The organism is Streptococcus thalassemiae, assembly GCF_903645285.1.
Taxonomy (GTDB): domain Bacteria; phylum Bacillota; class Bacilli; order Lactobacillales; family Streptococcaceae; genus Streptococcus; species Streptococcus thalassemiae.
Window position 1 is genome coordinate 150231 of sequence record NZ_CAHJXN010000001.1, and the last position, 24680, is coordinate 174910.

Annotated in this window: 17 protein-coding genes and 1 pseudogene; 4 read left to right on the forward strand and 14 right to left on the reverse strand. The window is 40.0% G+C overall.

Features of this window, described 5'->3' with window-relative positions; genetic code table 11:
- Positions 1–108: 108 nt before the first annotated feature.
- The 11 genes from HWX15_RS00900 to glmU all read right to left on the reverse strand — a co-directional run bounded on the left by HWX15_RS00900 (position 109) and on the right by glmU (position 19217).
- Positions 109–9936 carry a DUF1542 domain-containing protein gene (locus tag HWX15_RS00900; RefSeq protein WP_175879982.1) on the reverse strand — a complete coding sequence of 3276 codons (9828 nt, stop codon included), beginning with the start codon at positions 9934–9936 and terminating at the stop codon, positions 109–111.
- A gap of 663 nt (positions 9937–10599) precedes the next feature.
- On the reverse strand, positions 10600–11571 hold the full coding sequence (locus HWX15_RS00905) for an Rpn family recombination-promoting nuclease/putative transposase (RefSeq protein ID WP_175879983.1): 972 nt from the start codon (positions 11569–11571) through the stop codon (positions 10600–10602).
- A gap of 191 nt (positions 11572–11762) precedes the next feature.
- The gene (locus HWX15_RS00910; protein ID WP_175879984.1) at positions 11763–12698 is read right to left on the reverse strand and encodes an Rpn family recombination-promoting nuclease/putative transposase; all 936 of its coding nucleotides are present in this window, start codon (positions 12696–12698) and stop codon (positions 11763–11765) included.
- A gap of 326 nt (positions 12699–13024) precedes the next feature.
- Positions 13025–14788 carry a glycerophosphoryl diester phosphodiesterase membrane domain-containing protein gene (locus HWX15_RS00915; RefSeq protein ID WP_173306869.1) on the reverse strand — a complete coding sequence of 588 codons (1764 nt, stop codon included), beginning with the start codon at positions 14786–14788 and terminating at the stop codon, positions 13025–13027.
- Between the two features lie 8 nt (positions 14789–14796).
- Positions 14797–15387 (reverse strand): 3'-5' exonuclease, encoded by a 591-nt coding sequence (locus HWX15_RS00920; protein WP_164227065.1) that lies wholly within the window; start codon positions 15385–15387, stop codon positions 14797–14799.
- Positions 15388–15399: 12 nt separating this feature from the next.
- Entirely contained in the window at positions 15400–15603 is a 204-nt protein-coding gene (locus HWX15_RS00925; protein ID WP_000693056.1) for a hypothetical protein, read from the reverse strand.
- Between the two features lie 79 nt (positions 15604–15682).
- Entirely contained in the window at positions 15683–16174 is a 492-nt protein-coding gene (gene rocS, locus HWX15_RS00930; RefSeq protein WP_000021242.1) for a chromosome segregation protein RocS, read from the reverse strand.
- A gap of 76 nt (positions 16175–16250) precedes the next feature.
- The gene (locus HWX15_RS00935) at positions 16251–16943 is read right to left on the reverse strand and encodes a 5'-methylthioadenosine/adenosylhomocysteine nucleosidase (protein ID WP_175879985.1); all 693 of its coding nucleotides are present in this window, start codon (positions 16941–16943) and stop codon (positions 16251–16253) included.
- A gap of 13 nt (positions 16944–16956) precedes the next feature.
- Positions 16957–17271 (reverse strand): cell wall synthase accessory phosphoprotein MacP, encoded by a 315-nt coding sequence (macP, locus tag HWX15_RS00940; protein ID WP_175879986.1) that lies wholly within the window; start codon positions 17269–17271, stop codon positions 16957–16959.
- 11 nt (positions 17272–17282) lie between these two features.
- Entirely contained in the window at positions 17283–17828 is a 546-nt protein-coding gene (locus HWX15_RS00945; protein WP_023942735.1) for an NUDIX hydrolase, read from the reverse strand.
- 9 nt (positions 17829–17837) lie between these two features.
- On the reverse strand, positions 17838–19217 hold the full coding sequence (glmU, locus tag HWX15_RS00950) for a bifunctional UDP-N-acetylglucosamine diphosphorylase/glucosamine-1-phosphate N-acetyltransferase GlmU (protein ID WP_175879987.1): 1380 nt from the start codon (positions 19215–19217) through the stop codon (positions 17838–17840).
- A 143-nt stretch (positions 19218–19360) separates the two neighbouring features.
- Here glmU and HWX15_RS00955 point away from each other — a divergent pair, with 143 nt between their 5' ends.
- The 4 genes from HWX15_RS00955 to HWX15_RS00970 all read left to right on the forward strand — a co-directional run bounded on the left by HWX15_RS00955 (position 19361) and on the right by HWX15_RS00970 (position 22200).
- Positions 19361–20161, forward strand: a complete 801-nt coding sequence (locus tag HWX15_RS00955; protein ID WP_119919552.1) for a GH25 family lysozyme — start codon at positions 19361–19363, stop codon at positions 20159–20161.
- 94 nt (positions 20162–20255) lie between these two features.
- Complete coding sequence (locus HWX15_RS00960) at positions 20256–21098, forward strand: DUF368 domain-containing protein (protein WP_175879988.1); 843 nt, start codon at positions 20256–20258, stop codon at positions 21096–21098.
- Entirely contained in the window at positions 21098–21580 is a 483-nt protein-coding gene (locus HWX15_RS00965; RefSeq protein WP_175879989.1) for an aminoacyl-tRNA deacylase, read from the forward strand. Before HWX15_RS00960 ends, HWX15_RS00965 begins: the two co-directional genes overlap by 1 nt.
- Positions 21580–22200: a histidine phosphatase family protein gene (locus HWX15_RS00970; RefSeq protein WP_175879990.1), complete on the forward strand. Its 621-nt coding sequence runs from the start codon at positions 21580–21582 to the stop codon at positions 22198–22200. Before HWX15_RS00965 ends, HWX15_RS00970 begins: the two co-directional genes overlap by 1 nt.
- 357 nt (positions 22201–22557) lie before the next feature.
- On the opposite strand, the pseudogene HWX15_RS00975 reads toward HWX15_RS00970, so the two are convergent.
- The 3 genes and pseudogenes from HWX15_RS00975 to HWX15_RS00985 form a co-directional block, all read right to left on the reverse strand.
- Positions 22558–22653: pseudogene (locus HWX15_RS00975) on the reverse strand (IS630 family transposase); the annotation flags it as partial.
- 307 nt (positions 22654–22960) lie between these two features.
- Positions 22961–23899, reverse strand: a complete 939-nt coding sequence (gene prsA / locus HWX15_RS00980) for a peptidylprolyl isomerase PrsA (RefSeq protein WP_175879991.1) — start codon at positions 23897–23899, stop codon at positions 22961–22963.
- Positions 23900–23965: 66 nt separating this feature from the next.
- Positions 23966–24679: an O-methyltransferase gene (locus tag HWX15_RS00985; RefSeq protein WP_175879992.1), complete on the reverse strand. Its 714-nt coding sequence runs from the start codon at positions 24677–24679 to the stop codon at positions 23966–23968.
- Between the last annotated feature and the right edge of the window lies 1 nt (position 24680).

Genomic DNA, 24680 nt, shown 5'->3' on the forward strand with positions numbered 1-24680 from the left:
AGGCGGATCTTATCCTACAAAATAGCCAAAAAGCAACGACAAGGGTTACTCGTCGCTGCTTTTGTGAACGGAAATGTCTTTTAGGTCTGACATTTCATAACTCATGTTTTACTTGAGTTTGGCAAGGATTGCTTTAAGCTCCTCTACTAGTTTAGCTTCTGTCTCTGCTGAGCCATTTTCCTCTTTCACGAAATCAAGGGTTTCTTGGAGAAGTTTTTTGGCTTTGGCAAGGACTTTTTTATCCGCTTTTTCTGCATCTAGCTGTCCAAGAACTTTTGTCAATTCCGTGCTTAATTGCTGGATTTCTGACTCTTTCTTACGGCGAACCAACCAGAAGGCAATCACACCTAGAAGGGCAAGTAGACCGACTACAATCACTCCTGCTGGAACTGAGTTTGTTTCAGTCATCTTATCTGAATCCTTACTATCTTCCGTTCCTTGTTTGGCATCCTTCTTGTCCTGTGCAGGCTTGCTGTCGCTAGCATTTGCTTTCACATCTTTGAGAGAGTCCAAGGCAGCCTTCACAGACTCTACTGCAGTACGTAGACCTTGCTCAGTCAAGGCACTATCTTCCAGAGCTTTTTGAGCATCTAGGAGGACAGCTTTGGCTGCATCGATTTTCGGATCAGATACTGTTGCCAAAGCTTTCAAGCGTTGGTCTAACTCTTGAGTCAAGGCACGAAGTTCAGACTTATCAACTTGCTCTTGAGCTGGAGCTTGCGTGCTCGTTGAGCTAGCTGAAGGACTTGCTGCTACTCTAGGAGCTTGAGTCGGAGCTGAACTTGGAGCTGGAGCAGGACTTACAGGTTGACCCGGAGCAGTTGGTTGAGACGGTTGTGGAGCTGGCTCAGATGGAGCTGTTGGAGTCTCAGTAGCTCCTTGGTCTGGCTGAGTAGGAGTAGAAGGTTGAGGTTGAGGCGTAGGAAGCGGACGTGGAGTTGGTTGTGGATTGATGTTATTGATAGCATCGATTCCTGCCACTTTTGCCTCTTCTACATCCTTATTTGTTACACCCTTGTCCACAGCACTCTTAGCATCCTTCGCTTCTTGATCCACCTGTTGCAATGCTCTTGACTTGTCCTCAGTTGCCAAATCAAAACGATTCGAAATTTCTGTTTTCTTAGCAAATGCAGCTGCATCAATTGCCTTAATCGCTTTGCCTTTTTCTGTAGCTTCGCCTGTTGGAATTGCTACAGCGTTAATCGCGTTAATGCCTTGTTCTTTATTATCAAGTACCTTATCAGCATCTTCTGATTTATTTATGCTATTATTAGCAGTATCCGCCACGTTTTTATACTGATTCTTGACATTCGCTTTTTCTTCTGTAGTTAAATCGTTATTTGAATCTACATTCGCAGTTTTTAGATGTAATAGATCTAAGATTTCCGCTATCGCAGTTCTCTTAACGGCATTTAAATCGCCTGCTGTATGCACCGCTTTGATTGCTGTTACGCCAGTCGTTCTAGCTGTTTCTACTGCATCAGCATCGCTTGCATTTGTAATAGCTGTTTCAGCGTTAGTTTTCGCTGTCTCAACTAATTTAAGTTTCTCAGTTTTCTGAGTGCGCGTTAAACTGTTATCGTTGTTGATTTCACCAGTCTCTTGCGTTGCAGCTGTGGCTATAGATGCTTTTGCCTGACGTTTAACTTCATCTAAGTTTCCTTGAGTATGAACGTTACCTATGTTGGTTACGCCAGTCGTTCTAGCTGTTTCTACTGCATCAGCATCGCTTGCATTTGTAATAGCTGTTTCAGCGTTAGTTTTCGCTGTCTCAACTAATTTAAGTTTCTCAGTTTTCTGAGTGCGCGTTAAACTGTTATCGTTGTTGATTTCACCAGTCTCTTGCGTTGCAGCTGTGGCTATAGATGCTTTTGCCTGACGTTTAACTTCATCTAAGTTTCCTTGAGTATGAACGTTACCTATGTTGGTTACGCCAGTCGTTCTAGCTGTTTCTACTGCATCAGCATCGCTTGCATTTGTAATAGCTGTTTCAGCGTTAGTTTTCGCTGTCTCAACTAATTTAAGTTTCTCAGTTTTCTGAGTGCGCGTTAAACTGTTATCGTTGTTGATTTCACCAGTCTCTTGCGTTGCAGCTGTGGCTATAGATGCTTTTGCCTGACGTTTAACTTCATCTAAGTTTCCTTGAGTATGAACGTTACCTATGTTGGTTACGCCAGTCGTTCTAGCTGTTTCTACTGCATCAGCATCGCTTGCATTTGTAATAGCTGTTTCAGCGTTAGTTTTCGCTGTCTCAACTAATTTAAGTTTCTCAGTTTTCTGAGTGCGCGTTAAACTGTTATCGTTGTTGATTTCACCAGTCTCTTGCGTTGCAGCTGTGGCTATAGATGCTTTTGCCTGACGTTTAACTTCATCTAAGTTTCCTTGAGTATGAACGTTACCTATGTTGGTTACGCCAGTCGTTCTAGCTGTTTCTACTGCATCAGCATCGCTTGCATTTGTAATAGCTGTTTCAGCGTTAGTTTTCGCTGTCTCAACTAATTTAAGTTTCTCAGTTTTCTGAGTGCGCGTTAAACTGTTATCGTTGTTGATTTCACCAGTCTCTTGCGTTGCAGCTGTGGCTATAGATGCTTTTGCCTGACGTTTAACTTCATCTAAGTTTCCTTGAGTATGAACGTTACCTATGTTGGTTACGCCAGTCGTTCTAGCTGTTTCTACTGCATCAGCATCGCTTGCATTTGTAATAGCTGTTTCAGCGTTAGTTTTCGCTGTCTCAACTAATTTAAGTTTCTCAGTTTTCTGAGTGCGCGTTAAACTGTTATCGTTGTTGATTTCACCAGTCTCTTGCGTTGCAGCTGTGGCTATAGATGCTTTTGCCTGACGTTTAACTTCATCTAAGTTTCCTTGAGTATGAACGTTACCTATGTTGGTTACGCCAGTCGTTCTAGCTGTTTCTACTGCATCAGCATCGCTTGCATTTGTAATAGCTGTTTCAGCGTTAGTTTTCGCTGTCTCAACTAATTTAAGTTTCTCAGTTTTCTGAGTGCGCGTTAAACTGTTATCGTTGTTGATTTCACCAGTCTCTTGCGTTGCAGCTGTGGCTATAGATGCTTTTGCCTGACGTTTAACTTCATCTAAGTTTCCTTGAGTATGAACGTTACCTATGTTGGTTACGCCAGTCGTTCTAGCTGTTTCTACTGCATCAGCATCGCTTGCATTTGTAATAGCTGTTTCAGCGTTAGTTTTCGCTGTCTCAACTAATTTAAGTTTCTCAGTTTTCTGAGTGCGCGTTAAACTGTTATCGTTGTTGATTTCACCAGTCTCTTGCGTTGCAGCTGTGGCTATAGATGCTTTTGCCTGACGTTTAACTTCATCTAAGTTTCCTTGAGTATGAACGTTACCTATGTTGGTTACGCCAGTCGTTCTAGCTGTTTCTACTGCATCAGCATCGCTTGCATTTGTAATAGCTGTTTCAGCGTTAGTTTTCGCTGTCTCAACTAATTTAAGTTTCTCAGTTTTCTGAGTGCGCGTTAAACTGTTATCGTTGTTGATTTCACCAGTCTCTTGCGTTGCAGCTGTGGCTATAGATGCTTTTGCCTGACGTTTAACTTCATCTAAGTTTCCTTGAGTATGAACGTTACCTATGTTGGTTACGCCAGTCGTTCTAGCTGTTTCTACTGCATCAGCATCGCTTGCATTTGTAATAGCTGTTTCAGCGTTAGTTTTCGCTGTCTCAACTAATTTAAGTTTCTCAGTTTTCTGAGTGCGCGTTAAACTGTTATCGTTGTTGATTTCACCAGTCTCTTGCGTTGCAGCTGTGGCTATAGATGCTTTTGCCTGACGTTTAACTTCATCTAAGTTTCCTTGAGTATGAACGTTACCTATGTTGGTTACGCCAGTCGTTCTAGCTGTTTCTACTGCATCAGCATCGCTTGCATTTGTAATAGCTGTTTCAGCGTTAGTTTTCGCTGTCTCAACTAATTTAAGTTTCTCAGTTTTCTGAGTGCGCGTTAAACTGTTATCGTTGTTGATTTCACCAGTCTCTTGCGTTGCAGCTGTGGCTATAGATGCTTTTGCCTGACGTTTAACTTCATCTAAGTTTCCTTGAGTATGAACGTTACCTATGTTGGTTACGCCAGTCGTTCTAGCTGTTTCTACTGCATCAGCATCGCTTGCATTTGTAATAGCTGTTTCAGCGTTAGTTTTCGCTGTCTCAACTAATTTAAGTTTCTCAGTTTTCTGAGTGCGCGTTAAACTGTTATCGTTGTTGATTTCACCAGTCTCTTGCGTTGCAGCTGTGGCTATAGATGCTTTTGCCTGACGTTTAACTTCATCTAAGTTTCCTTGAGTATGAACGTTACCTATGTTGGTTACGCCAGTCGTTCTAGCTGTTTCTACTGCATCAGCATCGCTTGCATTTGTAATAGCTGTTTCAGCGTTAGTTTTCGCTGTCTCAACTAATTTAAGTTTCTCAGTTTTCTGAGTGCGCGTTAAACTGTTATCGTTGTTGATTTCACCAGTCTCTTGCGTTGCAGCTGTGGCTATAGATGCTTTTGCCTGACGTTTAACTTCATCTAAGTTTCCTTGAGTATGAACGTTACCTATGTTGGTTACGCCAGTCGTTCTAGCTGTTTCTACTGCATCAGCATCGCTTGCATTTGTAATAGCTGTTTCAGCGTTAGTTTTCGCTGTCTCAACTAATTTAAGTTTCTCAGTTTTCTGAGTGCGCGTTAAACTGTTATCGTTGTTGATTTCACCAGTCTCTTGCGTTGCAGCTGTGGCTATAGATGCTTTTGCCTGACGTTTAACTTCATCTAAGTTTCCTTGAGTATGAACGTTACCTATGTTGGTTACGCCAGTCGTTCTAGCTGTTTCTACTGCATCAGCATCGCTTGCATTTGTAATAGCTGTTTCAGCGTTAGTTTTCGCTGTCTCAACTAATTTAAGTTTCTCAGTTTTCTGAGTGCGCGTTAAACTGTTATCGTTGTTGATTTCACCAGTCTCTTGCGTTGCAGCTGTGGCTATAGATGCTTTTGCCTGACGTTTAACTTCATCTAAGTTTCCTTGAGTATGAACGTTACCTATGTTGGTTACGCCAGTCGTTCTAGCTGTTTCTACTGCATCAGCATCGCTTGCATTTGTAATAGCTGTTTCAGCGTTAGTTTTCGCTGTCTCAACTAATTTAAGTTTCTCAGTTTTCTGAGTGCGCGTTAAACTGTTATCGTTGTTGATTTCACCAGTCTCTTGCGTTGCAGCTGTGGCTATAGATGCTTTTGCCTGACGTTTAACTTCATCTAAGTTTCCTTGAGTATGAACGTTACCTATGTTGGTTACGCCAGTCGTTCTAGCTGTTTCTACTGCATCAGCATCGCTTGCATTTGTAATAGCTGTTTCAGCGTTAGTTTTCGCTGTCTCAACTAATTTAAGTTTCTCAGTTTTCTGAGTGCGCGTTAAACTGTTATCGTTGTTGATTTCACCAGTCTCTTGCGTTGCAGCTGTGGCTATAGATGCTTTTGCCTGACGTTTAACTTCATCTAAGTTTCCTTGAGTATGAACGTTACCTATGTTGGTTACGCCAGTCGTTCTAGCTGTTTCTACTGCATCAGCATCGCTTGCATTTGTAATAGCTGTTTCAGCGTTAGTTTTCGCTGTCTCAACTAATTTAAGTTTCTCAGTTTTCTGAGTGCGCGTTAAACTGTTATCGTTGTTGATTTCACCAGTCTCTTGCGTTGCAGCTGTGGCTATAGATGCTTTTGCCTGACGTTTAACTTCATCTAAGTTTCCTTGAGTATGAACGTTACCTATGTTGGTTACGCCAGTCGTTCTAGCTGTTTCTACTGCATCAGCATCGCTTGCATTTGTAATAGCTGTTTCAGCGTTAGTTTTCGCTGTCTCAACTAATTTAAGTTTCTCAGTTTTCTGAGTGCGCGTTAAACTGTTATCGTTGTTGATTTCACCAGTCTCTTGCGTTGCAGCTGTGGCTATAGATGCTTTTGCCTGACGTTTAACTTCATCTAAGTTTCCTTGAGTATGAACGTTACCTATGTTGGTTACGCCAGTCGTTCTAGCTGTTTCTACTGCATCAGCATCGCTTGCATTTGTAATAGCTGTTTCAGCGTTAGTTTTCGCTGTCTCAACTAATTTAAGTTTCTCAGTTTTCTGAGTGCGCGTTAAACTGTTATCGTTGTTGATTTCACCAGTCTCTTGCGTTGCAGCTGTGGCTATAGATGCTTTTGCCTGACGTTTAACTTCATCTAAGTTTCCTTGAGTATGAACGTTACCTATGTTGGTTACGCCAGTCGTTCTAGCTGTTTCTACTGCATCAGCATCGCTTGCATTTGTAATAGCTGTTTCAGCGTTAGTTTTCGCTGTCTCAACTAATTTAAGTTTCTCAGTTTTCTGAGTGCGCGTTAAACTGTTATCGTTGTTGATTTCACCAGTCTCTTGCGTTGCAGCTGTGGCTATAGATGCTTTTGCCTGACGTTTAACTTCATCTAAGTTTCCTTGAGTATGAACGTTACCTATGTTGGTTACGCCAGTCGTTCTAGCTGTTTCTACTGCATCAGCATCGCTTGCATTTGTAATAGCTGTTTCAGCGTTAGTTTTCGCTGTCTCAACTAATTTAAGTTTCTCAGTTTTCTGAGTGCGCGTTAAACTGTTATCGTTGTTGATTTCACCAGTCTCTTGCGTTGCAGCTGTGGCTATAGATGCTTTTGCCTGACGTTTAACTTCATCTAAGTTTCCTTGAGTATGAACGTTACCTATGTTGGTTACGCCAGTCGTTCTAGCTGTTTCTACTGCATCAGCATCGCTTGCATTTGTAATAGCTGTTTCAGCGTTAGTTTTCGCTGTCTCAACTAATTTAAGTTTCTCAGTTTTCTGAGTGCGCGTTAAACTGTTATCGTTGTTGATTTCACCAGTCTCTTGCGTTGCAGCTGTGGCTATAGATGCTTTTGCCTGACGTTTAACTTCATCTAAGTTTCCTTGAGTATGAACGTTACCTATGTTGGTTACGCCAGTCGTTCTAGCTGTTTCTACTGCATCAGCATCGCTTGCATTTGTAATAGCTGTTTCAGCGTTAGTTTTCGCTGTCTCAACTAATTTAAGTTTCTCAGTTTTCTGAGTGCGCGTTAAACTGTTATCGTTGTTGATTTCACCAGTCTCTTGCGTTGCAGCTGTGGCTATAGATGCTTTTGCCTGACGTTTAACTTCATCTAAGTTTCCTTGAGTATGAACGTTACCTATGTTGGTTACGCCAGTCGTTCTAGCTGTTTCTACTGCATCAGCATCGCTTGCATTTGTAATAGCTGTTTCAGCGTTAGTTTTCGCTGTCTCAACTAATTTAAGTTTCTCAGTTTTCTGAGTGCGCGTTAAACTGTTATCGTTGTTGATTTCACCAGTCTCTTGCGTTGCAGCTGTGGCTATAGATGCTTTTGCCTGACGTTTAACTTCATCTAAGTTTCCTTGAGTATGAACGTTACCTATGTTGGTTACGCCAGTCGTTCTAGCTGTTTCTACTGCATCAGCATCGCTTGCATTTGTAATAGCTGTTTCAGCGTTAGTTTTCGCTGTCTCAACTAATTTAAGTTTCTCAGTTTTCTGAGTGCGCGTTAAACTGTTATCGTTGTTGATTTCACCAGTCTCTTGCGTTGCAGCTGTGGCTATAGATGCTTTTGCCTGACGTTTAACTTCATCTAAGTTTCCTTGAGTATGAACGTTACCTATGTTGGTTACGCCAGTCGTTCTAGCTGTTTCTACTGCATCAGCATCGCTTGCATTTGTAATAGCTGTTTCAGCGTTAGTTTTCGCTGTCTCAACTAATTTAAGTTTCTCAGTTTTCTGAGTGCGCGTTAAACTGTTATCGTTGTTGATTTCACCAGTCTCTTGCGTTGCAGCTGTGGCTATAGATGCTTTTGCCTGACGTTTAACTTCATCTAAGTTTCCTTGAGTATGAACGTTACCTATGTTGGTTACGCCAGTCGTTCTAGCTGTTTCTACTGCATCAGCATCGCTTGCATTTGTAATAGCTGTTTCAGCGTTAGTTTTCGCTGTCTCAACTAATTTAAGTTTCTCAGTTTTCTGAGTGCGCGTTAAACTGTTATCGTTGTTGATTTCACCAGTCTCTTGCGTTGCAGCTGTGGCTATAGATGCTTTTGCCTGACGTTTAACTTCATCTAAGTTTCCTTGAGTATGAACGTTACCTATGTTGGTTACGCCAGTCGTTCTAGCTGTTTCTACTGCATCAGCATCGCTTGCATTTGTAATAGCTGTTTCAGCGTTAGTTTTCGCTGTCTCAACTAATTTAAGTTTCTCAGTTTTCTGAGTGCGCGTTAAACTGTTATCGTTGTTGATTTCACCAGTCTCTTGCGTTGCAGCTGTGGCTATAGATGCTTTTGCCTTAGTTTTCAATTCCTCCAAATTAACTTTCGGCGCTACTGTCGCTGCATCACTGTAACTTGAAGCTCTTATCCCAGGATTCCCATTTGTTTTATCGTCGATTTCAATAACTGTCAATGCAAGAAGTTTTCCTCCTGATAGAGGTTTTAGATAATCACTTTCTGTAATAGTTACAGTCGTTTTCTTCGTTACTGGATCAACTACTCCCGTTGAAACATCTGCTTTTGCTGTTAATCTAGTTGGTCTTGGATTACCATTCGTTGCAAATTCATCACCATCATATTTCGTTTTGTCACGATCATTATCAGCAACTAAATATACTTTCATTTTTGCATATGATGGGAGACTTGGGACAGGGGGGATTTCTACATCAATTTTTGGTTTAGTACCATCCTTCCCTTTTAAATACTCATCTACAGTAGATTCCTTTTGACCTGTCGGAACTTTAATAGTTGGCTTACCGAGAGAACGCAAAGCCCCAATTTGAACCTTCTTCTCTCCTCCTGCAGTTTTTACAGTGAAAGTTAAAACAGCATCGTTTTTACCATTAACATCTGTTATTGCTCTCGCAAAATATGTCGTTGCATTGTTTGGAAAATTAGTCATTTTTTCCAGAGTTACATTTCTTCCTGTGTTAGTGGTTACAGTTACATTTTGAATCTCTCCAGTTTTAGATACAAATTTAATTATAGTCTTAACTTGATTCGAAAGTATTTCATAAAAATATTTATCGATACTACTGTAATTTCCATTTGTTTGATTATTCGATATCCCAAACTCTATACCAGAAGACTCTTCTGGCGTCGCCCTAAACCCACTACCTTCTGTAAAAGTAGTTCCATTTAAGCTGTGATTATGCCCTGCGATATTGGTACCGTTTGGTTCTGTATTTTCTGCCTTTAGACCGACTGTTGCTTTACCGTTTGTTGTATCAAGTTTAGGAGCCTTAGGCTCTACATTCTTCTTAACACGTTTTAAGCCAGTATTTTTATAACTTACTAATGTTCTAAAGGCTGCATCTACTTCTGTTTGATTTTGCGCCGTTGCAAGGACTTGTCTCGCTTCTTCGGCTTTTGCTTTTAAGGCTGCTACTGATTCTTTTGTGTAGTTTTCTGTTTTTATGGTATCAATTTCACTTAATAGCGATTCTAAGTTCTGAGTATTTAGTTGTCTACTAAGTTCAATATCTGTTTTCGGTTGATCTTGTTTTTCTGCTATCTCTTTATTTAATTCTAATTTAGAGTTGCCTTCAGTACTCCTTTCCTCAACCTTAGCTTTTGCTTCACCATCTTTAGATGAAGTTCCTGGCTCTTTTTTCTCTCTTCCTTGAGTTTCTGCTTCAGTTCCTGCTTGTCCTACGCTTGGATTTTGACTGCTTGTCTCTGATGAGCTTAGGGCAGATGAATTGTCAGGCTTGACATCCCTATCCTGAGCGACCACTTCTGTACTTGATTCTGCCGCCTGCACTTCTGTTGCTGGATTAGCTACAAAAAAGACAGACCCTAGCAAGACTGAGGCTGCTCCGATTGAAAACTTGCGTATAGAAAAGCGTTGGCGCTCATTCATTTTAAACTGTTTCATAGTTTTTCCTTTCTTTCTACCCTGTCTTTGCTCCTCTAGCCATGTTCATGCAGGCATCAAGCAAATGAAAAAGCCATTTGACAACACTGTTATAACCAATATATCACTTAGTTCCTTTTCAACCTCCTGTTTGAAAATCGATAATATATATATATGCATGTTGCTTATTTTAAAGGATTTAGAGGCTCCTTATTTGTAAATTTAGTATATTTTTCATTATTTTCAGAAATTTTAAATTTATATGACATTCAAACGGAACTGCTCGTCTTGCTATCTATCGCCAGAAAGACCTATCCTAGACTCAGCAAATAAAAAAACAGGCTCTCCGAAAAATCAGAAATCCTGAGATATTATTTGATATAACTCCTATCCCAAATCACTTGATGTAGGCTCTCCCAGCTTTGTCGAGTAGCAGAGGTAGACTAACCATGATAAAAATCAGCCATAGCCAGACTCATAAAAGCCCAGATAAATATAGGAAAGAAGCAAAGAGAAAGGCCGATAGCAAAATCATACCCAAAGTCCCTCCAAAATTCCTGCAAATACCTTAGAAGCCAAAGGAGAGATAAAGGATAAAGAGACTAAAGCAAAAACGCTTGCCTGTCTTTTTAGTACAAAAAGCACACCTTGGCTAGATGGCGTGCTTGACCATTATTGCTATTCTTACAACAATGCTTCAAACTCAGCCACGGTCATGCCTAACTGCCGGCTGGCAACCTCAGGTGTTAGAAGACCTTGACGTACTAGATTTACTAAACCTACTTTTAATCCCTGTTCGATGCCTTCAGCTCGTCCACGTTCAAGTCCTTGTGCTAAACCTTTTTCGATGCCTTGTTCAATCCCCTCTGCACGACCACGTTCAAGTCCAAGTTCTAAGCCCTTTTCCTCTGCTTGTTCCAAGGCATAGTCCTGAGCTAACAAGGCTTGTTCTTCACGCATACGTAATTGACTAAACATTTTCCTGTCCTCCTCGGACCAGCTTTTATAGTCCAGCAGTTGGTCTGCTTGGCTGATGGCTCGCTCGGGGTGTTGGGTAAAGGGCTTGTTGCCGAAAAACTCCAACCAGGGTTTGCGAACCTTGTCTTTGCTGGTTTCTCTGTATTTTTTTAATTCCAAGAATGCCATCTTGACCAGATGGTTTTCTTGACCGTTATTGGTGATAGTTAAGACCTCACCCGTCGTGTCCTCGCGCATACTAAAGCTATGAAAAGCTAAGTCATCTGAAAAGTAATTGCTGTCCACGATTGCGATAGCGTATACTGGTGCGATGTGTTTGTAACTCTGGTGTGTATCACCTTCTCGTTGGCGAATTTTTTCTAGGTTTTGATTAACCTGACTACACAGATAAGCCCACAGGCGATTGATGAAAAAATTCTGATGATGAACTTGAATCTCAATGATAACTTGCGTTCCATTATCCAACTCCGCCAAGACGTCTATACTGGTATAGAAGTCCTGAGCCGAGTAGGGTAGAGAAGGCAAGACATGAATATTACTTCCCTCCAAAATCGTCACATTTTTGGCTGGTAAATCCAGCATATCGCGAATAAATTGACAAGTGATCTCTGGATTGCTAAAGATTTTCTTAGCAACCAAGTCATTAGTCGGGCTAATGCCCGGATGTCTGAGAATCATATTTCCTCTCCTTTCATTATAGCACATTTTTTAATCTAATTTACTAGATTCTCTGCTTCTATCTATTTATTCGGAAAAGAAAGTGAAAAGTTCAAACTTTCCTAACAAAAAAGATAGCTAATCTCTTTTCCATCAAGAAATTTAGCTATTCTTTTTAATTGTTTTCATATCGTATAATATTTACAGATTTCTCACTCATGTCTTGCCAACAACGCTTCAAACTCAGCGACGGTCATGCCTAATTGCTCACTGGCAACCTCAGAAGTCAGGAGACCTTGGCGTACTAGATTTACTAAACCTACTTTTAATCCCTCTTCAATGCCTTCTTCTCGTCCTTGTTCACGACCCTCTGCACGACCACGTTCTAAGCCTTTTTCCTCAGCTTGTTCCAAGGCATAGTCCTGCGCTAACAAGGCTTGTTCTTCGCGCATACGTAGTTGACTAAACATTTTCCTGTCCTCCTCGGACCAGCTTTTATAGTCCAGCAGTTGATCTGCTTGGCTGATAGCTCGCTCTGGTTGTTGGGTAAAGGGTTTATTCCCAAAAAACTCCAACCAGGGTTTGCGAACCTCGTCTTTGCTGGTTTCTCTGTATTTTTTTAGTTCTAAGAACGCCATCTTGACCAGATGGTTTTCTTGACCGTTACTTGTGATGGTTAAGACTTCACCAGTCGTGTCTTCGCGCATGCTGAAACTGTGGAAAGCCAAGTCATCTGAGAAATAGTTGCTGTCCACAATTGCAATGGCATAAACGGGGGCGATGTGTTTGTAACTCTGGTGGGTATCACCTTCACGTTGGCGAATTTTTTCAAGATTTTGATTGACCTGACTGCACAGATAAGCCCACAGGCGATTGATGAAAAAATTCTGATGATGGACTTGAATCTCAATGATAACTTGAGTGCCATTGTCTAGTTCAGCTAAAACGTCTATACTGGTATAGAAATCTTGTGCCGAGTACGGCAGGGAAGGTAAGACGTGAATGTTACTTCCCTCCAAAATGGTCACGTTTTTTGCTGGTAAATCCAGCATATCGCGAATAAATTGACAAGTGATTTCTGGATTACTAAAGATTTTCTTAGCAACCAAATCGTTAGTTGGGCTGATGCCCGGATGACGTACAGTCATATTTCTTCTCCTTTCATTATAGCACATTTTTTAATCTAATTTACTAGATTTGATGCTTCTATCTATTTATTCGGAAAAGAAATTAAAAGTCTCCTAATTTTTAATCAATTCTTTCTGATGAATATATAGAATAAAGGAATTTTCCCAATTTTTAGTACCATTTTAGAAGTTGTAATGTACTATTCCAATCTCAAATTACTATCAAGTTGATTGAAATAAAAACAAGACATACATTTCTCGTAAACCGTATTGCAATCACAAAAAAGCAAGCATTCACAAGAATACTTACCTATCATGGAAGGAATAGTTGTTCCTCTTTTTTATGACTAAAATTCAAAGAATTCCAGAGCTTTTTTCAAGAGCAAATCCGTATATTCTGGATCTTCTTGGGCTACTTCTATTTCCCACTGAACTTTTTCCAAATCATCTGTAATCACTCCATCTACTCCTAAGTGAAGCGATTTGTTGATAGCTTCTGAATCATTGACAGTCCAGACATAAAGTTTCTGATCCGTTGTCCATAGTTTGCTTACAAAATATTCATCCAAGGTCGAGTACTCCATAGTATATCCTGTCGCCCTTGTTTTAGGAAAGACAGAATTGTAGGGCATGATAAAATAAACTGGCAGTTCGGCATCATACTGTCTTACTTTTTCAACAACATGGTAGTCTAAAGACTGGATTTGATGCCCATAAATCTTGAGCTTTGCAGCATAACGGGCTAAAAAGCGGTCCATCATGTCTGGACTATCTTTTTTACTAGTTTTGATTTCAATTAGTAATTTTTGACCAAGTTCGTTGGCTCGACTGAGATAATCTTCAAAGCTTGAAATTTTAGTCTGGTAGCCATTTTCAAAAATATCAATCCCTTTAAGCTCCTCCAAGTTTAAGTCTTGAGGACTTTTATTGATACCTGCTAGATTTTTCAAGTTAGCATCATGCATCATGACAAACTGCCCATCTTTTGTCTCCTGCACGTCCGTCTCCACCAAGTCTGGTTTGAGCTGTGCTGTAGTTTCCAAGGACTCTACTGTATTTTGAATCCCATTTGCATTGGAAACCCCTCGGTGAGAAATAAGCTGAGGTAGATGAACCATGGGAGCCTCCAGATAAATATAACCTTCTAAGGCAAAGAAAAGACTAGCACAAGTCATGACTCCCCATCGCATGATGTGATCTTTTTCTCTCCTAGGAAGCATATCCAGCTCCTTTCCTGTCAAAAATGAAACAAATTTAACCAAAAAGTAAGTCAGAGCCATATAATAAAGATTTTTAATCACGACAAAATTCAAAATACCAAGAATCAGAGACTCTCTCTGAGTGATGTCATCTACCAAAGTTTGAGCCAATAACAAAGGAATCAAAGGAAGATAAAATAATAAATTTGCCTTGAGCAAGATATAAAATAAATTCCAAGCATAAAAAGCAACTCTTTTCTTGGTTTTCTCCAAACTAAACATCACTGCTTCTCGAACAGTCAGCTGATCATATACAATCTTCGGAAGGGCAAACATCAATCTGACAGAGACATAGAGAAAAATAAGAGATAGAAGTAGGATGCTCAGCCACCACATCCAATATTTATCTTCTAAATAATCTTGAATAAACTCTGGAATGACGATTTTATTGAGATAATAAATCTTCAGCATTTTCCGTATAAAAGGAAAAAGCATAGCTATATAGAAAAAGATAAACAAGGCTTTGGCGCAAGTTAGCTTTTTCATAAATCCAAAACTTTCATGGAAAACCTTGCGGATATACTCAATTAGCCTTCGCTTTTCATGATAGAGAAGATGACGAGCACCAATAAAGAGGAGTCCTATTTGAAAATAAGCAACCAGAAGGTTAATGATAATCAAGGCTAAAAAAGCTAGACTAATCAATGGAGAATGAGTGAGGATGGCTAAGACATTGTTATAGGAAATAAAAAGATAACCTGTCTGATCTAATAAGAAGCTAGCCAACCATGAATTGAATGGGACCCACAAATACTCCACTATCATAAAAATCAAGAAAAAGAGAAAGAGGATTTTATCAAGATTGAGATAAATCTGTTTAAAACCCAATTTTTTAGGTTTTTCAGGTTTCATAGGCACTCCTAGTCAAATAATTGAGACAAGTCCAAGCCACCAAAAGGATTGTTTGATAAGCTACTTTCTGTCTCTAACAATTCCCTAGCTTGATCTGACTCTAAGAAGGATTCGTAAACACGCGCCGTCATACGAGCATCCTCCAGACTATTATGGGACTGACCTTGAAATCCAAGAAATGAGGCAACAGTTTGCAATTTGAGATTGGCAATACCATGTAAATCCGAACTGCGACGTTCAAAAGCTTCATCATACAGATCCACCTTGTACTGCTGGCTATAATCTAAACCATGCTCTGCTAGAATAGGCAAATCACTTTTAACAGCATTGTAGCCTATCATCGGCAAAGAACCCACAAACTCTTGGAATTCTTTTATGACTTCCTCCACTGGGGGAGCATCTTTTAAGGTCTCAGCTGTAATCCCCGTCAATCCATTGATAAAACTCTTTAGAGGCACACTGGTATGAACATAGGAATCATAGGCATCGATTTCCTGACCATCTCTAAAACGCACTGCCGATACTTGAATCAAGTGTGTTTGCCCTTCATGCTGATTAAATTCTAAATCGAAAGCAATATAATCTTCTAATCGTTCCATTTTCTACCTCTCCTATACTGTTATTTTATACTCTTCGAAAATCTCTTCAAACCGCGTCAGCTTCGCCTTGCCGTAGATATAGTTACTGACTTCGTCAGTTTTATCCGCAACCTCAAAAACATGTTTTGAGCTGACTTCGTCAGTCTTATCTACAACCTCAAAGCAGTGCTTTGAGCAGCCTGCGGCTAGCTTCCTAGTTTGCTCTTTAATTTTCATTGAGTATTACTTGAGCAACTATACTATTTAGAAATAAAAGAAGCCATCAGGTTAGCATTTAACCTAAACAGCTCCTTGATTATCCTCCAAATAAACGAGCAAAAAAGCCTTTCTTAGTGGATTGGACTTCTTCTTTTGCTTGGTCCAGCTCTAGCTTGAGATTTTCTTGATCCTTCATAGCTTGAAGGGTCAATTGTTGCTGCTGATCGAGTTGTTTGTCTTTCTCAGCAATCTGACGGTCTTTGATACGCATCTGCTCGTCTTTTTCTGATAACTGACGATCCTTGGCTTTTAATTGTTCATAGAGACGAAGAATTTCTGCATTCTTCTCATCAACCAGAATCTCCATCAGTTCACGTTGCTTGACATCTTCACTGACAGGCTCATCTTCAAAAATCGTTTTTTTATAGATTTCTTCTAGCTTAATCAAGCCACTTCTGGTAACGACTGTTACCCCTTTGTCATTTTTATCTGTGTCTTCTTCTGGTAATTCTTTGACACGGTTATTGATTGCTTGGCGAGATAATCCTAAGACCTCTGCAATCTCACTGACGGTCATTTCAATACTCATAATATCCTCTGAAACGTTTTCTAGCTTTTCTTTACTTAAATCTTATCATAAGCTAGAAAAACTGTCAAATTTTCGCTTAATTTAAGGCCTTCAAAAAGGCTAATAAGACTTGAGCAGAGCGACGTCCAGCTTCGATAATAAACTCATCAAAAGAGATGTTTGCTTCATGGTTGGCATTGTCACTCATAGCTCGGATGACTAAGACTGGAAGATTAAGAGCATGCGCTGCCTGAGCAATCGCTGCCCCCTCCATCTCAACAGCTAAAACATCTGGGAAATGGGACTTAATCGCTTCTATCTTGTCATTTCCTGCAACAAAACTATCTCCTGTAGCAATCAAACCAAGATGCCAGTTTTGATCCAATTGAGATAAACTCTCTTGGATTTTGGCAACAAAGGTTTTATCTGATTCGAAATAAAGCGGTTGTTGCGCCATTTGTCCATAAGCATAACCAAAAGCTGTGACATCCACGTCATGATAGGCTAATTTGTCAGCAATCACAACATCCCCAACCGCAATACCCTCTGCTACTGCACCAGCAGATCCCGTGTTAATCAAAGCATCCACTTGGAAATGATCAGCCAAAATCGCCACACTCATAGCAGACATGACCTTACCAATTCCACTTTCTACAAGAACGACTTCATGCGAGGCAAGGTTTCCTATATGATAGGTATTCCCCAAAACAACTTGCTCTTGGGCATTTTCTAAATGCTGGACCAAATAAGCCAGTTCTTCTGGCATAGCTGCAATAATTCCTATTTTCATTTCAATTCCTTTTCTATCGCCAATATTTTACAGCTAACACAAGCAAAATCAAGAGAAAGATGACTACAAATAAAATCTTATTTAACTTAGAATTGAAGACATTTCTCTTGGTATTTTCAATGCGACGGCTTTTATGAATAGACGGTTCGACCTGAATCTTCAAGGTTTCCTGGCTAAAACCATGATTCTTAGGATTGGCATAACCAAAACGGGAAGAAGAGGTTGGTAAAATCTTAGTCTCCTCATCATCTAGCAAAGGGGAACCTGAAATTTTTTCGCCTCTATTAGCTCTTTCAATCATTTCATCCGTTAATAAAGGTTTACCCATACTGACCTCCTCTATTTTTTGTGCAATTCCCAATACTGAACAGCCATAATTGTCTTGGCATCACAAATATGACCTGATTGGATCAATTCCTTGGCTTCTTCTAAGCTCACTTCAAGGACTTCCAAGGTCTCATCTTCATCCTGCGGACGTGGATTTTCCACCTTTTTCAAATCGCTAGCTAGGTATAGTTTTAACTTCTCATTACAAAAGCCAATAGCTGAATAAAAATCGTACAAGAGTTCTAATTTCCCTGTATAGGCTGTTTCTTCCTCTAATTCACGAAGAGCTGCTGCTACAGGGTCTGTATTTTCTCCTACTTCCAATTTTCCAGCTGGAATTTCGTAAGAGACAGCCTCGATAGCCTTACGGTACTGCTTGACCAAGATGAGTTTTTGCTCATCGGTTACAGCTAAAACACAGACAGCTCCATTGTGGAAAATCAAATCCCGTTGAGCAGTTCCTTTACCTTCTGGTAATTCAACCTGATCTTGAACCAGTTTAAATATTGGTCCTTGATAGATTTCTTTTCGGCTAAGCGTTTTTTCTTCAAATTCCATGATAGGCTCCTACTGATTCTTAGGATGATGAGGAAGGCGTGTTGCATATTCGTCTTTATTGACCTGACGACCGCGACCAATCGCAATCGCATCTGCTGGCACGTCTTTAGTAATAGTTGAACCAGCTCCAACGAGGGAATTGTCACCTAACTCAACTGGCGCAATAATGGTTGAATTTGAACCAACGAAGACATTGTTACCGATGACTGTCTTGTATTTGTTTTTACCGTCATAGTTGACTGTAATGGTTCCTGCACCAAAATTAACCTTGCTACCCACTTCACAGTTTCCGATATAAGTCAAATGACCAGCCTTGGTATTCTCGCCAATTGAAGAACCTTTCACCTCAACAAAGTTTCCAATATGAACTTGGGCACCCAGACTTGAACCTGGACGAATGTGGGCGTAAGGACCGACTGTTACACCGTCCGCAACACTACTTTCCTCAATCATAGAATTGGTAATGATCGCTCCTGCTCCGACAGTGCTGTCCACTACATAAGTACCGTTTGTCAAAACAGTCTCAGCACCAATTTTCGTTTGCCCCTTCAAGGTAACATTGGCTTCGATTTGAACTTCAGGAGCAATCTCAACATCAATATCGATATAAGTTGCTTCTGGGTTGACAAAGCTAACCCCATTGACCATGTGTTGGTGATTGATGCGGCGACGCATAACTGACTCAGCTGTCGCAAGAGCCACACGGTCATTTACACCAAGACTTTCATCAAAATCTTTCAAAGTATAAGCGCCAACTTTTTCACCAGCTTCACGGAAAATGCCAATGACATCTGTGATATAGTATTCTCCTTGAGCATTATTGGTATTGATATTTTTCAAAGCCTCAAACAAACGCTCGTTGTCAAAGACATATGTTCCAGTGTTGATTTCCTTGATTTGCTTTTCAAAATCTGTGGCATCTTTCTGCTCCACAATGCGAAGAACCTCAGCATTGTCATTACGAACAATTCGTCCATAGCCAAAAGGATTATCCGTTTCAGCAGTCAAGATAGTGGCCACATTTTTATGATTGATGTGGAAATCAATCAAGTTTTTCAAGCTTTCACCAGTGATTAAAGGAGTATCTCCTGCGATGACCAAGGTGTGCCCTGACAAACCTTCTAAGATAGGCTCTGTCATCATAACCGCATGACCTGTACCCAATTGTTCAGATTGAGTCACAAATTCTGTCTGTCCAGCCAAGACCTGTTCAACCAATTCTGCCTTGTGTCCCACAACTGTTACTGTCTTTTCAGGTTGGATAGCTCCCACACTACGGAAAACATGTTCCAACATAGAAATACCCGCAACCTTGTGCAACACTTTTGGCAAATCAGATTTCATGCGAGTCCCTTTACCCGCTGCTAAAATAATGGCAAAATTTGACATAATCTTCTCTTTTCTGTAGAAATTCCCTTTTATTATACCATATTTCAAATCATTCCGCGCCCTTGAATGAAAAAATGCTCCAAAGTCCTTTCCTTAACCCATTTTTTTGATTTTTTTTGATTTTTAGGGTAGAATTATAAGATATGAGAAAACAAATTCATCCACTTATTTTATTTGGTTTTTTTGGGATCATAATTTTCATTTTAATCATCAATCGCCCACTTAATGACAACCAATCGTTTAAAACAAAATCCAACATAGCGCAGATTGAAGCACAGGCTTTGAAACACTTAGACAAACCGATTATTGACCTCTCTGGCTGGCAGCGTCCTGAGGAAATCAACTATGACGCCCTCTCACAAAATATTTCAGGCGCTATTGTTCGTGTTCACAGCGGTGCTCAAACGACAAAAGAAAATGATGCTTCCTTTATCAATGGAATAGACAAGGCCTATAAGAGTCATATCACTGAACTTCAAAAGCGGAATGTCCCCGTTGGGGTCTACGCTTATGTAGCTGGAAAAAGTGTCCAAGAAATGGAAAAAGCCGCTGAAGTTTTCTACAATGCTGCCTCTCCTTACAGCCCTAGTTACTATTGGCTAGACGTAGAAGACAAAACCATGTCCAATATGAACGAGGGTGTTGAAGCCTTTCGAGCAAAACTAGCATCACTAGGTGCTAAAAACATCGGAATCTACGTTGGGGTCTACTTCATGGAAGAACACAGTATTGATACAGGCAAGTTTACCTCTGTTTGGATTCCGTCCTACGGCTCAAACTCAGGATTTTTGGAGAGCAGTCCTAAAACTGATTTAGATTATGACATCCACCAATACACATCTAAAGGGAAAATTGCCGGCTTTGACCACAATTTGGATATCAACGTCATCTCTCCCTTAAAAAACAAAGAAGAAACCTTTAGAAAACTCTTTTTAAAACCTTAAAAGCATTTGTTTAGCATTTGCTTTTTCTTTTTGTGTTTGATTGTGATACAATATAGTAAGGATTTTTTGAAATAGAAATAGTTGGAGGAACTATATGCTCTCATGGTTAGCACGCCTTATTAAAGGGATTGTGATTGCTCTTGGATTTATCTTACCGGGAATTTCCGGAGGGGTTCTAGCAGCAATCTTAGGAATTTACGAACGGATGATTGGCTTTCTGGCCCATCCCTTTAAAGACTTTAAAGAAAATGTTTTGTACTTTATTCCAGTTGCGATTGGTATGCTTCTGGGAATCGGCTTATTTTCTTACCCGATTGAATACCTGCTTGAAAATTATCAGGTCTTTGTCTTATGGAGCTTTGCGGGTGCCATCATTGGTACGGTTCCTAGCCTCCTCAAGGAATCAACTCGAGAATCTGACCGAGACAAGATTGATTTAGCTTGGTTCTGGATAACCTTTATCATTTCTGGATTAGGACTCTATGCCTTAAATTTTGTCGTTGGAACCTTAAGTGCTAGCTTTCTTAATTTGGTCCTAGCAGGTGCACTGCTGGCTCTTGGCGTATTGGTGCCTGGCCTCAGTCCATCAAATCTACTTTTGATTTTGGGCCTCTATGCTCCTATGTTGACTGGTTTCAAAACCTTTGACCTTTTGGGAACCTTCTTCCCGATTGGAATCGGGGCAGGTGCCACTCTCATCGTTTTTTCAAAAATGATGGATTATGCCTTAAATAACTACTACTCACGCGTCTATCATTTCATCATCGGTATCGTCCTATCAAGTACTCTTTTGATCTTGATTCCAAATGCAGGAAACTCTGAAAGCATCCAATACACAGGCCTTTCACTTGTTGGCTATGTCATCATCGCCTTCTTCTTTGCCTTGGGAATCTGGCTTGGTATTTGGATGAGTCAATTGGAGGATAAGTATAAATAATGGCAAAAAAAGTAAAAGTCAAAAAAACATTAGTAGAACAAATCCTGTCTAAAGCAGGTATCCCACATCAAGGGATTCAAATCAATGCTCTGGAAGGAGAGCTTCCTCAAGGTTATGAGCGAGACCAGATTTTCAAAACCTTGGCTCTTTTGGGAGACAAGACAGGACCGATTATCGGAATTGTACCTATCACTCAGCACTTGTCTGAAAAGAAACTAGCTAAAATTTCTGGCAATAAAAAAGTGAGCATGATTCCGCAAAAGGACTTGGAAAAAACAACTGGCTACATTCATGGAGCCAATAATCCTGTCGGCATTCGTCAGAAACACAATTATCCCATTTTTATCGATAAAATTGCCCTAGACTTGGATCAAATGATTGTCTCTGCTGGGGAAGTTGGTCACAGCATTATCGTCGCGCCACAAGACTTGGCTAGCTTTGTAAAGGCAGACTTTGCCGATATTTTGGAGGACAGCAAGTAATGAAACTCTACTTTGTCCGCCACGGTCGTACCGTCTGGAACCAAGAAGGGCGTTTTCAAGGTGCTAGTGGAGATTCTCCCCTTCTTCCTGAATCCATTGAAACCCTAAAACAACTTGGCCAGTATCTCAAGGATGTTCCTTTTAATCAGATTTATTCAAGTGATTTACCTCGAGCGGTCAAATCTGCTGAGATTATCCAAAGTCAACTCAGGACCCCCTGTCCTTTAGAAAGTGTTCCGAATCTCCGTGAATGGCAGCTGGGTAAATTAGAAGGTTTGAAAATTGCAACCTTGGAAGCTATTTATCCACAACAAATCCAGGCTTTTCGTTCAAATCTTGCTCAATTTGACACTCAAATGTTTGGAGCCGAATCCCTCTATAGCACAACACAACGAACTATCCAATTTATCAAATCATTAAAAGATAGTCCAGCTGAGCGTATTCTAATTGTCGGACACGGCGCCAATCTTACTGCCAGTCTTCGTACTCTTCTAGGTTATAAAGAACCACTTCTTCGTAAAGATGGCGGTCTAGCAAATGCCAGCCTAACCATTATAGAAACCCATGATTTTGAAACATTTACTCTCGATACTTGGAATGATACTTCCTATCAATCATAATTATAGCCTAGCCTTCTGAACTAGAACAATAGGAGATATAGTCAGTTGAAACAAAAATAAGACAAAAGAGCCTCGTAAAAAGGTATTGCAACTTGCCAATACCTTTTTACTATGAAAACGTGTCTTCTCAACAGGATTGTAGAGCAAAATGAAATAAGAACTGAATAATGTGATTTGAGAATTTAAATCAATTTATAAGAATGTTTTAGAAGCAGTGATGTACTAGTTCAGATTCACTTTTCTATACTAATACTCTTCGAAAATCTCTTCAAACCGCGTCAACGTCGCCTTGCTGTACTCAAGTACAGCCTGCGGCTAGTTTCCTAGTTTGCTCTTTAATTTTCATTGAGTATAAGATGAGTAGGGAGGAAGAGGTAAAAGTTTATGCCCAAACTCTTCACATAAGAACTCTAGCTTACCCATTCTATGGAATCTTGCATTATCCATTAAAACTTCCAGACTCATACTCTTCTAAAATCTATTCAAACCACGTCAGCTTCACATTATATATGTTGGTGACCTCATAAGTCTTATCTGCAACCTCAAAGCTGTTCTTTGAGCAGCCTACAGCTAGCTTCCTAGTTTAATCTTTGCTTTTCACTGAGTATTAAGTTAAAAAATGGGGCTAGTCAAAAAGTCTTTAAAATCAAAAAACGCATAATATCAGGTATTGAAAACCTTGTACTATGCGTTTTATTGTGGGAAGATTTACTTCATTTTTTCCTGAAGTCGAGTTTTTTCCCTGACTTATTGATTTGGACTATTCTTTTGATGAACTGCTTGAGCTTGAATCTCCGCCACCGATATATTGTGTAAAGATATTTTGGAAGGCTTGGTCTTTAACCTTGATATTGGCTGCTTGCAATTCTTTTCCGATAATGCTTTGAACAAATGTTGAATCATTTTGTTTTTGAGTCAAGATAACAGTTTTTAATTTTTCTTTGTAGTCATCAATATTAGATGATTTTTCTGTTTTCTTAATGAGTTTTACAATGTAATATTGGCTACTGTAAGCTTGTGTTCCAGTTGCTGTAATCACATCAGAAATGCCATTTACATCTAAAGCGAAAGCGGCTTTCTTGACTTGCTCAGGTACTTCCGTTGAAGCAGAATCAAAGGTGATTTCTCCACCATTTGCTTTAGTTTTCTCATCAGTTGAGTTATCTTTGGCTAATTGAGCAAAATCAGCACCTTCTGCCTTGGCTTTTTCGAGAACTTCTTTAGCCTTATCTTCATTATCAAGACGGATGATTTGAACCGTTACATCTGGAGTGTATTCGTCAAAGGCCTTCTTATAAGCATCATCTGTCAATTCAGCTTCTGCTGCCTTCTTAACTGCCAACTCAACTAATTTACTTGTACGAATTTGAGCTTTACGTGTTTCAAGAGTCATACCTGCTTGTGACAAGACACGTTGGTAGTTTTCGCCATATTGTTTTTCTTCTTCGGCAATAGTATCATCAACCTCTTTATCATCAAGCTCTGAGCCATATTGTTTTTCAAAAACTTTTTGGATGGTCATATTTAACAAGACTTGTTGGGCTGAAGGGTTGCTTTTCACTTGCTCATAAAATTGATGTTCTGTGATGACATCCCCTTTCATGCTGATAAGGTCTGCCCCTTCTGAACCTTTCGAACAAGCTACTAAAGTTGCTACTGATAATAGTGTAATGGCACCTGCCAATAGTTTTTTCTTCATGTCTACTCCTTTGAGATAAGTGTTACTCTATCTATTTTACTATATTTTCTTAAATTTTTCTGAAAATCATTCGCTGTCAGGCAATTGAACATCTGCTACATTTTTACGAAGCATGAGAATGCCGTCACCCAGAGGTACTAATGTTGCGGTGAGGCCTGGATTGTCTAAGGTTGCATCAAATAGTCTTTGAAGTCCTCTGTAAATAGTTCGCTGACCACGCCGAACTTCCATAATGTCCTTGGCAACATCACCACCTTGAAAAATATCATCCAAGACAACCACACCTCCAACTTCCAAATGTTTGAGGATTTCTGGCAGAAAAACGATGTATTTAGACTTGGCAGAGTCCATAAAGACGAAATCATAAGACTCTGTCAAGGTAGATAAGACATCTACCGCATCTCCTTCTAGGAGTGTGATTTGCTTGCGAATGTCAAACTGGGCAAAATTTTCCTTGGCAAAACCAATCATTTCTGGATTGCGATCAATAGTTGTAATCTTGGCATTTGGCGCATGTTCTGCCATCAAGAGGGCAGAAAAACCGATAGCCGTCCCAATTTCCAGAATGTTTTTAGGTTGCATGGTTTCCATGAGAAAACGGAAATAAGCTACCGTTTCATGGGGAATAATAGGAATATTTTCCTTGCGGGCAAAGTCTTCCAATTCTTTCAAGGAACCTGTGACTTGCTTTTGGCGCTGACGCATCAAGTCCACAATTTCTTCCTTGACGACAGGGCGACGCATGTTATGGTTGGCATTTTTACTATACGATTCAACCATC

What these genes read in the sequence shown, in the direction of transcription:
- HWX15_RS00900 (WP_175879982.1), bottom strand. Translation starts at nt 9,936, where the DNA reads ATGAAACAGTTTAAAATGAATGAGCGCCAACGCTTTTCTATACGCAAG.
- HWX15_RS00905 (WP_175879983.1), bottom strand. Translation starts at nt 11,571, where the DNA reads ATGATTCTCAGACATCCGGGCATTAGCCCGACTAATGACTTGGTTGCT.
- HWX15_RS00910 (WP_175879984.1), bottom strand. Translation starts at nt 12,698, where the DNA reads ATGACTGTACGTCATCCGGGCATCAGCCCAACTAACGATTTGGTTGCT.
- HWX15_RS00915 (WP_173306869.1), bottom strand. Translation starts at nt 14,788, where the DNA reads ATGAAACCTGAAAAACCTAAAAAATTGGGTTTTAAACAGATTTATCTC.
- HWX15_RS00920 (WP_164227065.1), bottom strand. Translation starts at nt 15,387, where the DNA reads ATGGAACGATTAGAAGATTATATTGCTTTCGATTTAGAATTTAATCAG.
- HWX15_RS00925 (WP_000693056.1), bottom strand. Translation starts at nt 15,603, where the DNA reads ATGAAAATTAAAGAGCAAACTAGGAAGCTAGCCGCAGGCTGCTCAAAG.
- rocS (WP_000021242.1), bottom strand. Translation starts at nt 16,174, where the DNA reads ATGAGTATTGAAATGACCGTCAGTGAGATTGCAGAGGTCTTAGGATTA.
- HWX15_RS00935 (WP_175879985.1), bottom strand. Translation starts at nt 16,943, where the DNA reads ATGAAAATAGGAATTATTGCAGCTATGCCAGAAGAACTGGCTTATTTG.
- macP (WP_175879986.1), bottom strand. Translation starts at nt 17,271, where the DNA reads ATGGGTAAACCTTTATTAACGGATGAAATGATTGAAAGAGCTAATAGA.
- HWX15_RS00945 (WP_023942735.1), bottom strand. Translation starts at nt 17,828, where the DNA reads ATGGAATTTGAAGAAAAAACGCTTAGCCGAAAAGAAATCTATCAAGGA.
- glmU (WP_175879987.1), bottom strand. Translation starts at nt 19,217, where the DNA reads ATGTCAAATTTTGCCATTATTTTAGCAGCGGGTAAAGGGACTCGCATG.
- HWX15_RS00955 (WP_119919552.1), top strand. Translation starts at nt 19,361, where the DNA reads ATGAGAAAACAAATTCATCCACTTATTTTATTTGGTTTTTTTGGGATC.
- HWX15_RS00960 (WP_175879988.1), top strand. Translation starts at nt 20,256, where the DNA reads ATGCTCTCATGGTTAGCACGCCTTATTAAAGGGATTGTGATTGCTCTT.
- HWX15_RS00965 (WP_175879989.1), top strand. Translation starts at nt 21,098, where the DNA reads ATGGCAAAAAAAGTAAAAGTCAAAAAAACATTAGTAGAACAAATCCTG.
- HWX15_RS00970 (WP_175879990.1), top strand. Translation starts at nt 21,580, where the DNA reads ATGAAACTCTACTTTGTCCGCCACGGTCGTACCGTCTGGAACCAAGAA.
- prsA (WP_175879991.1), bottom strand. Translation starts at nt 23,899, where the DNA reads ATGAAGAAAAAACTATTGGCAGGTGCCATTACACTATTATCAGTAGCA.
- HWX15_RS00985 (WP_175879992.1), bottom strand. Translation starts at nt 24,679, where the DNA reads ATGGTTGAATCGTATAGTAAAAATGCCAACCATAACATGCGTCGCCCT.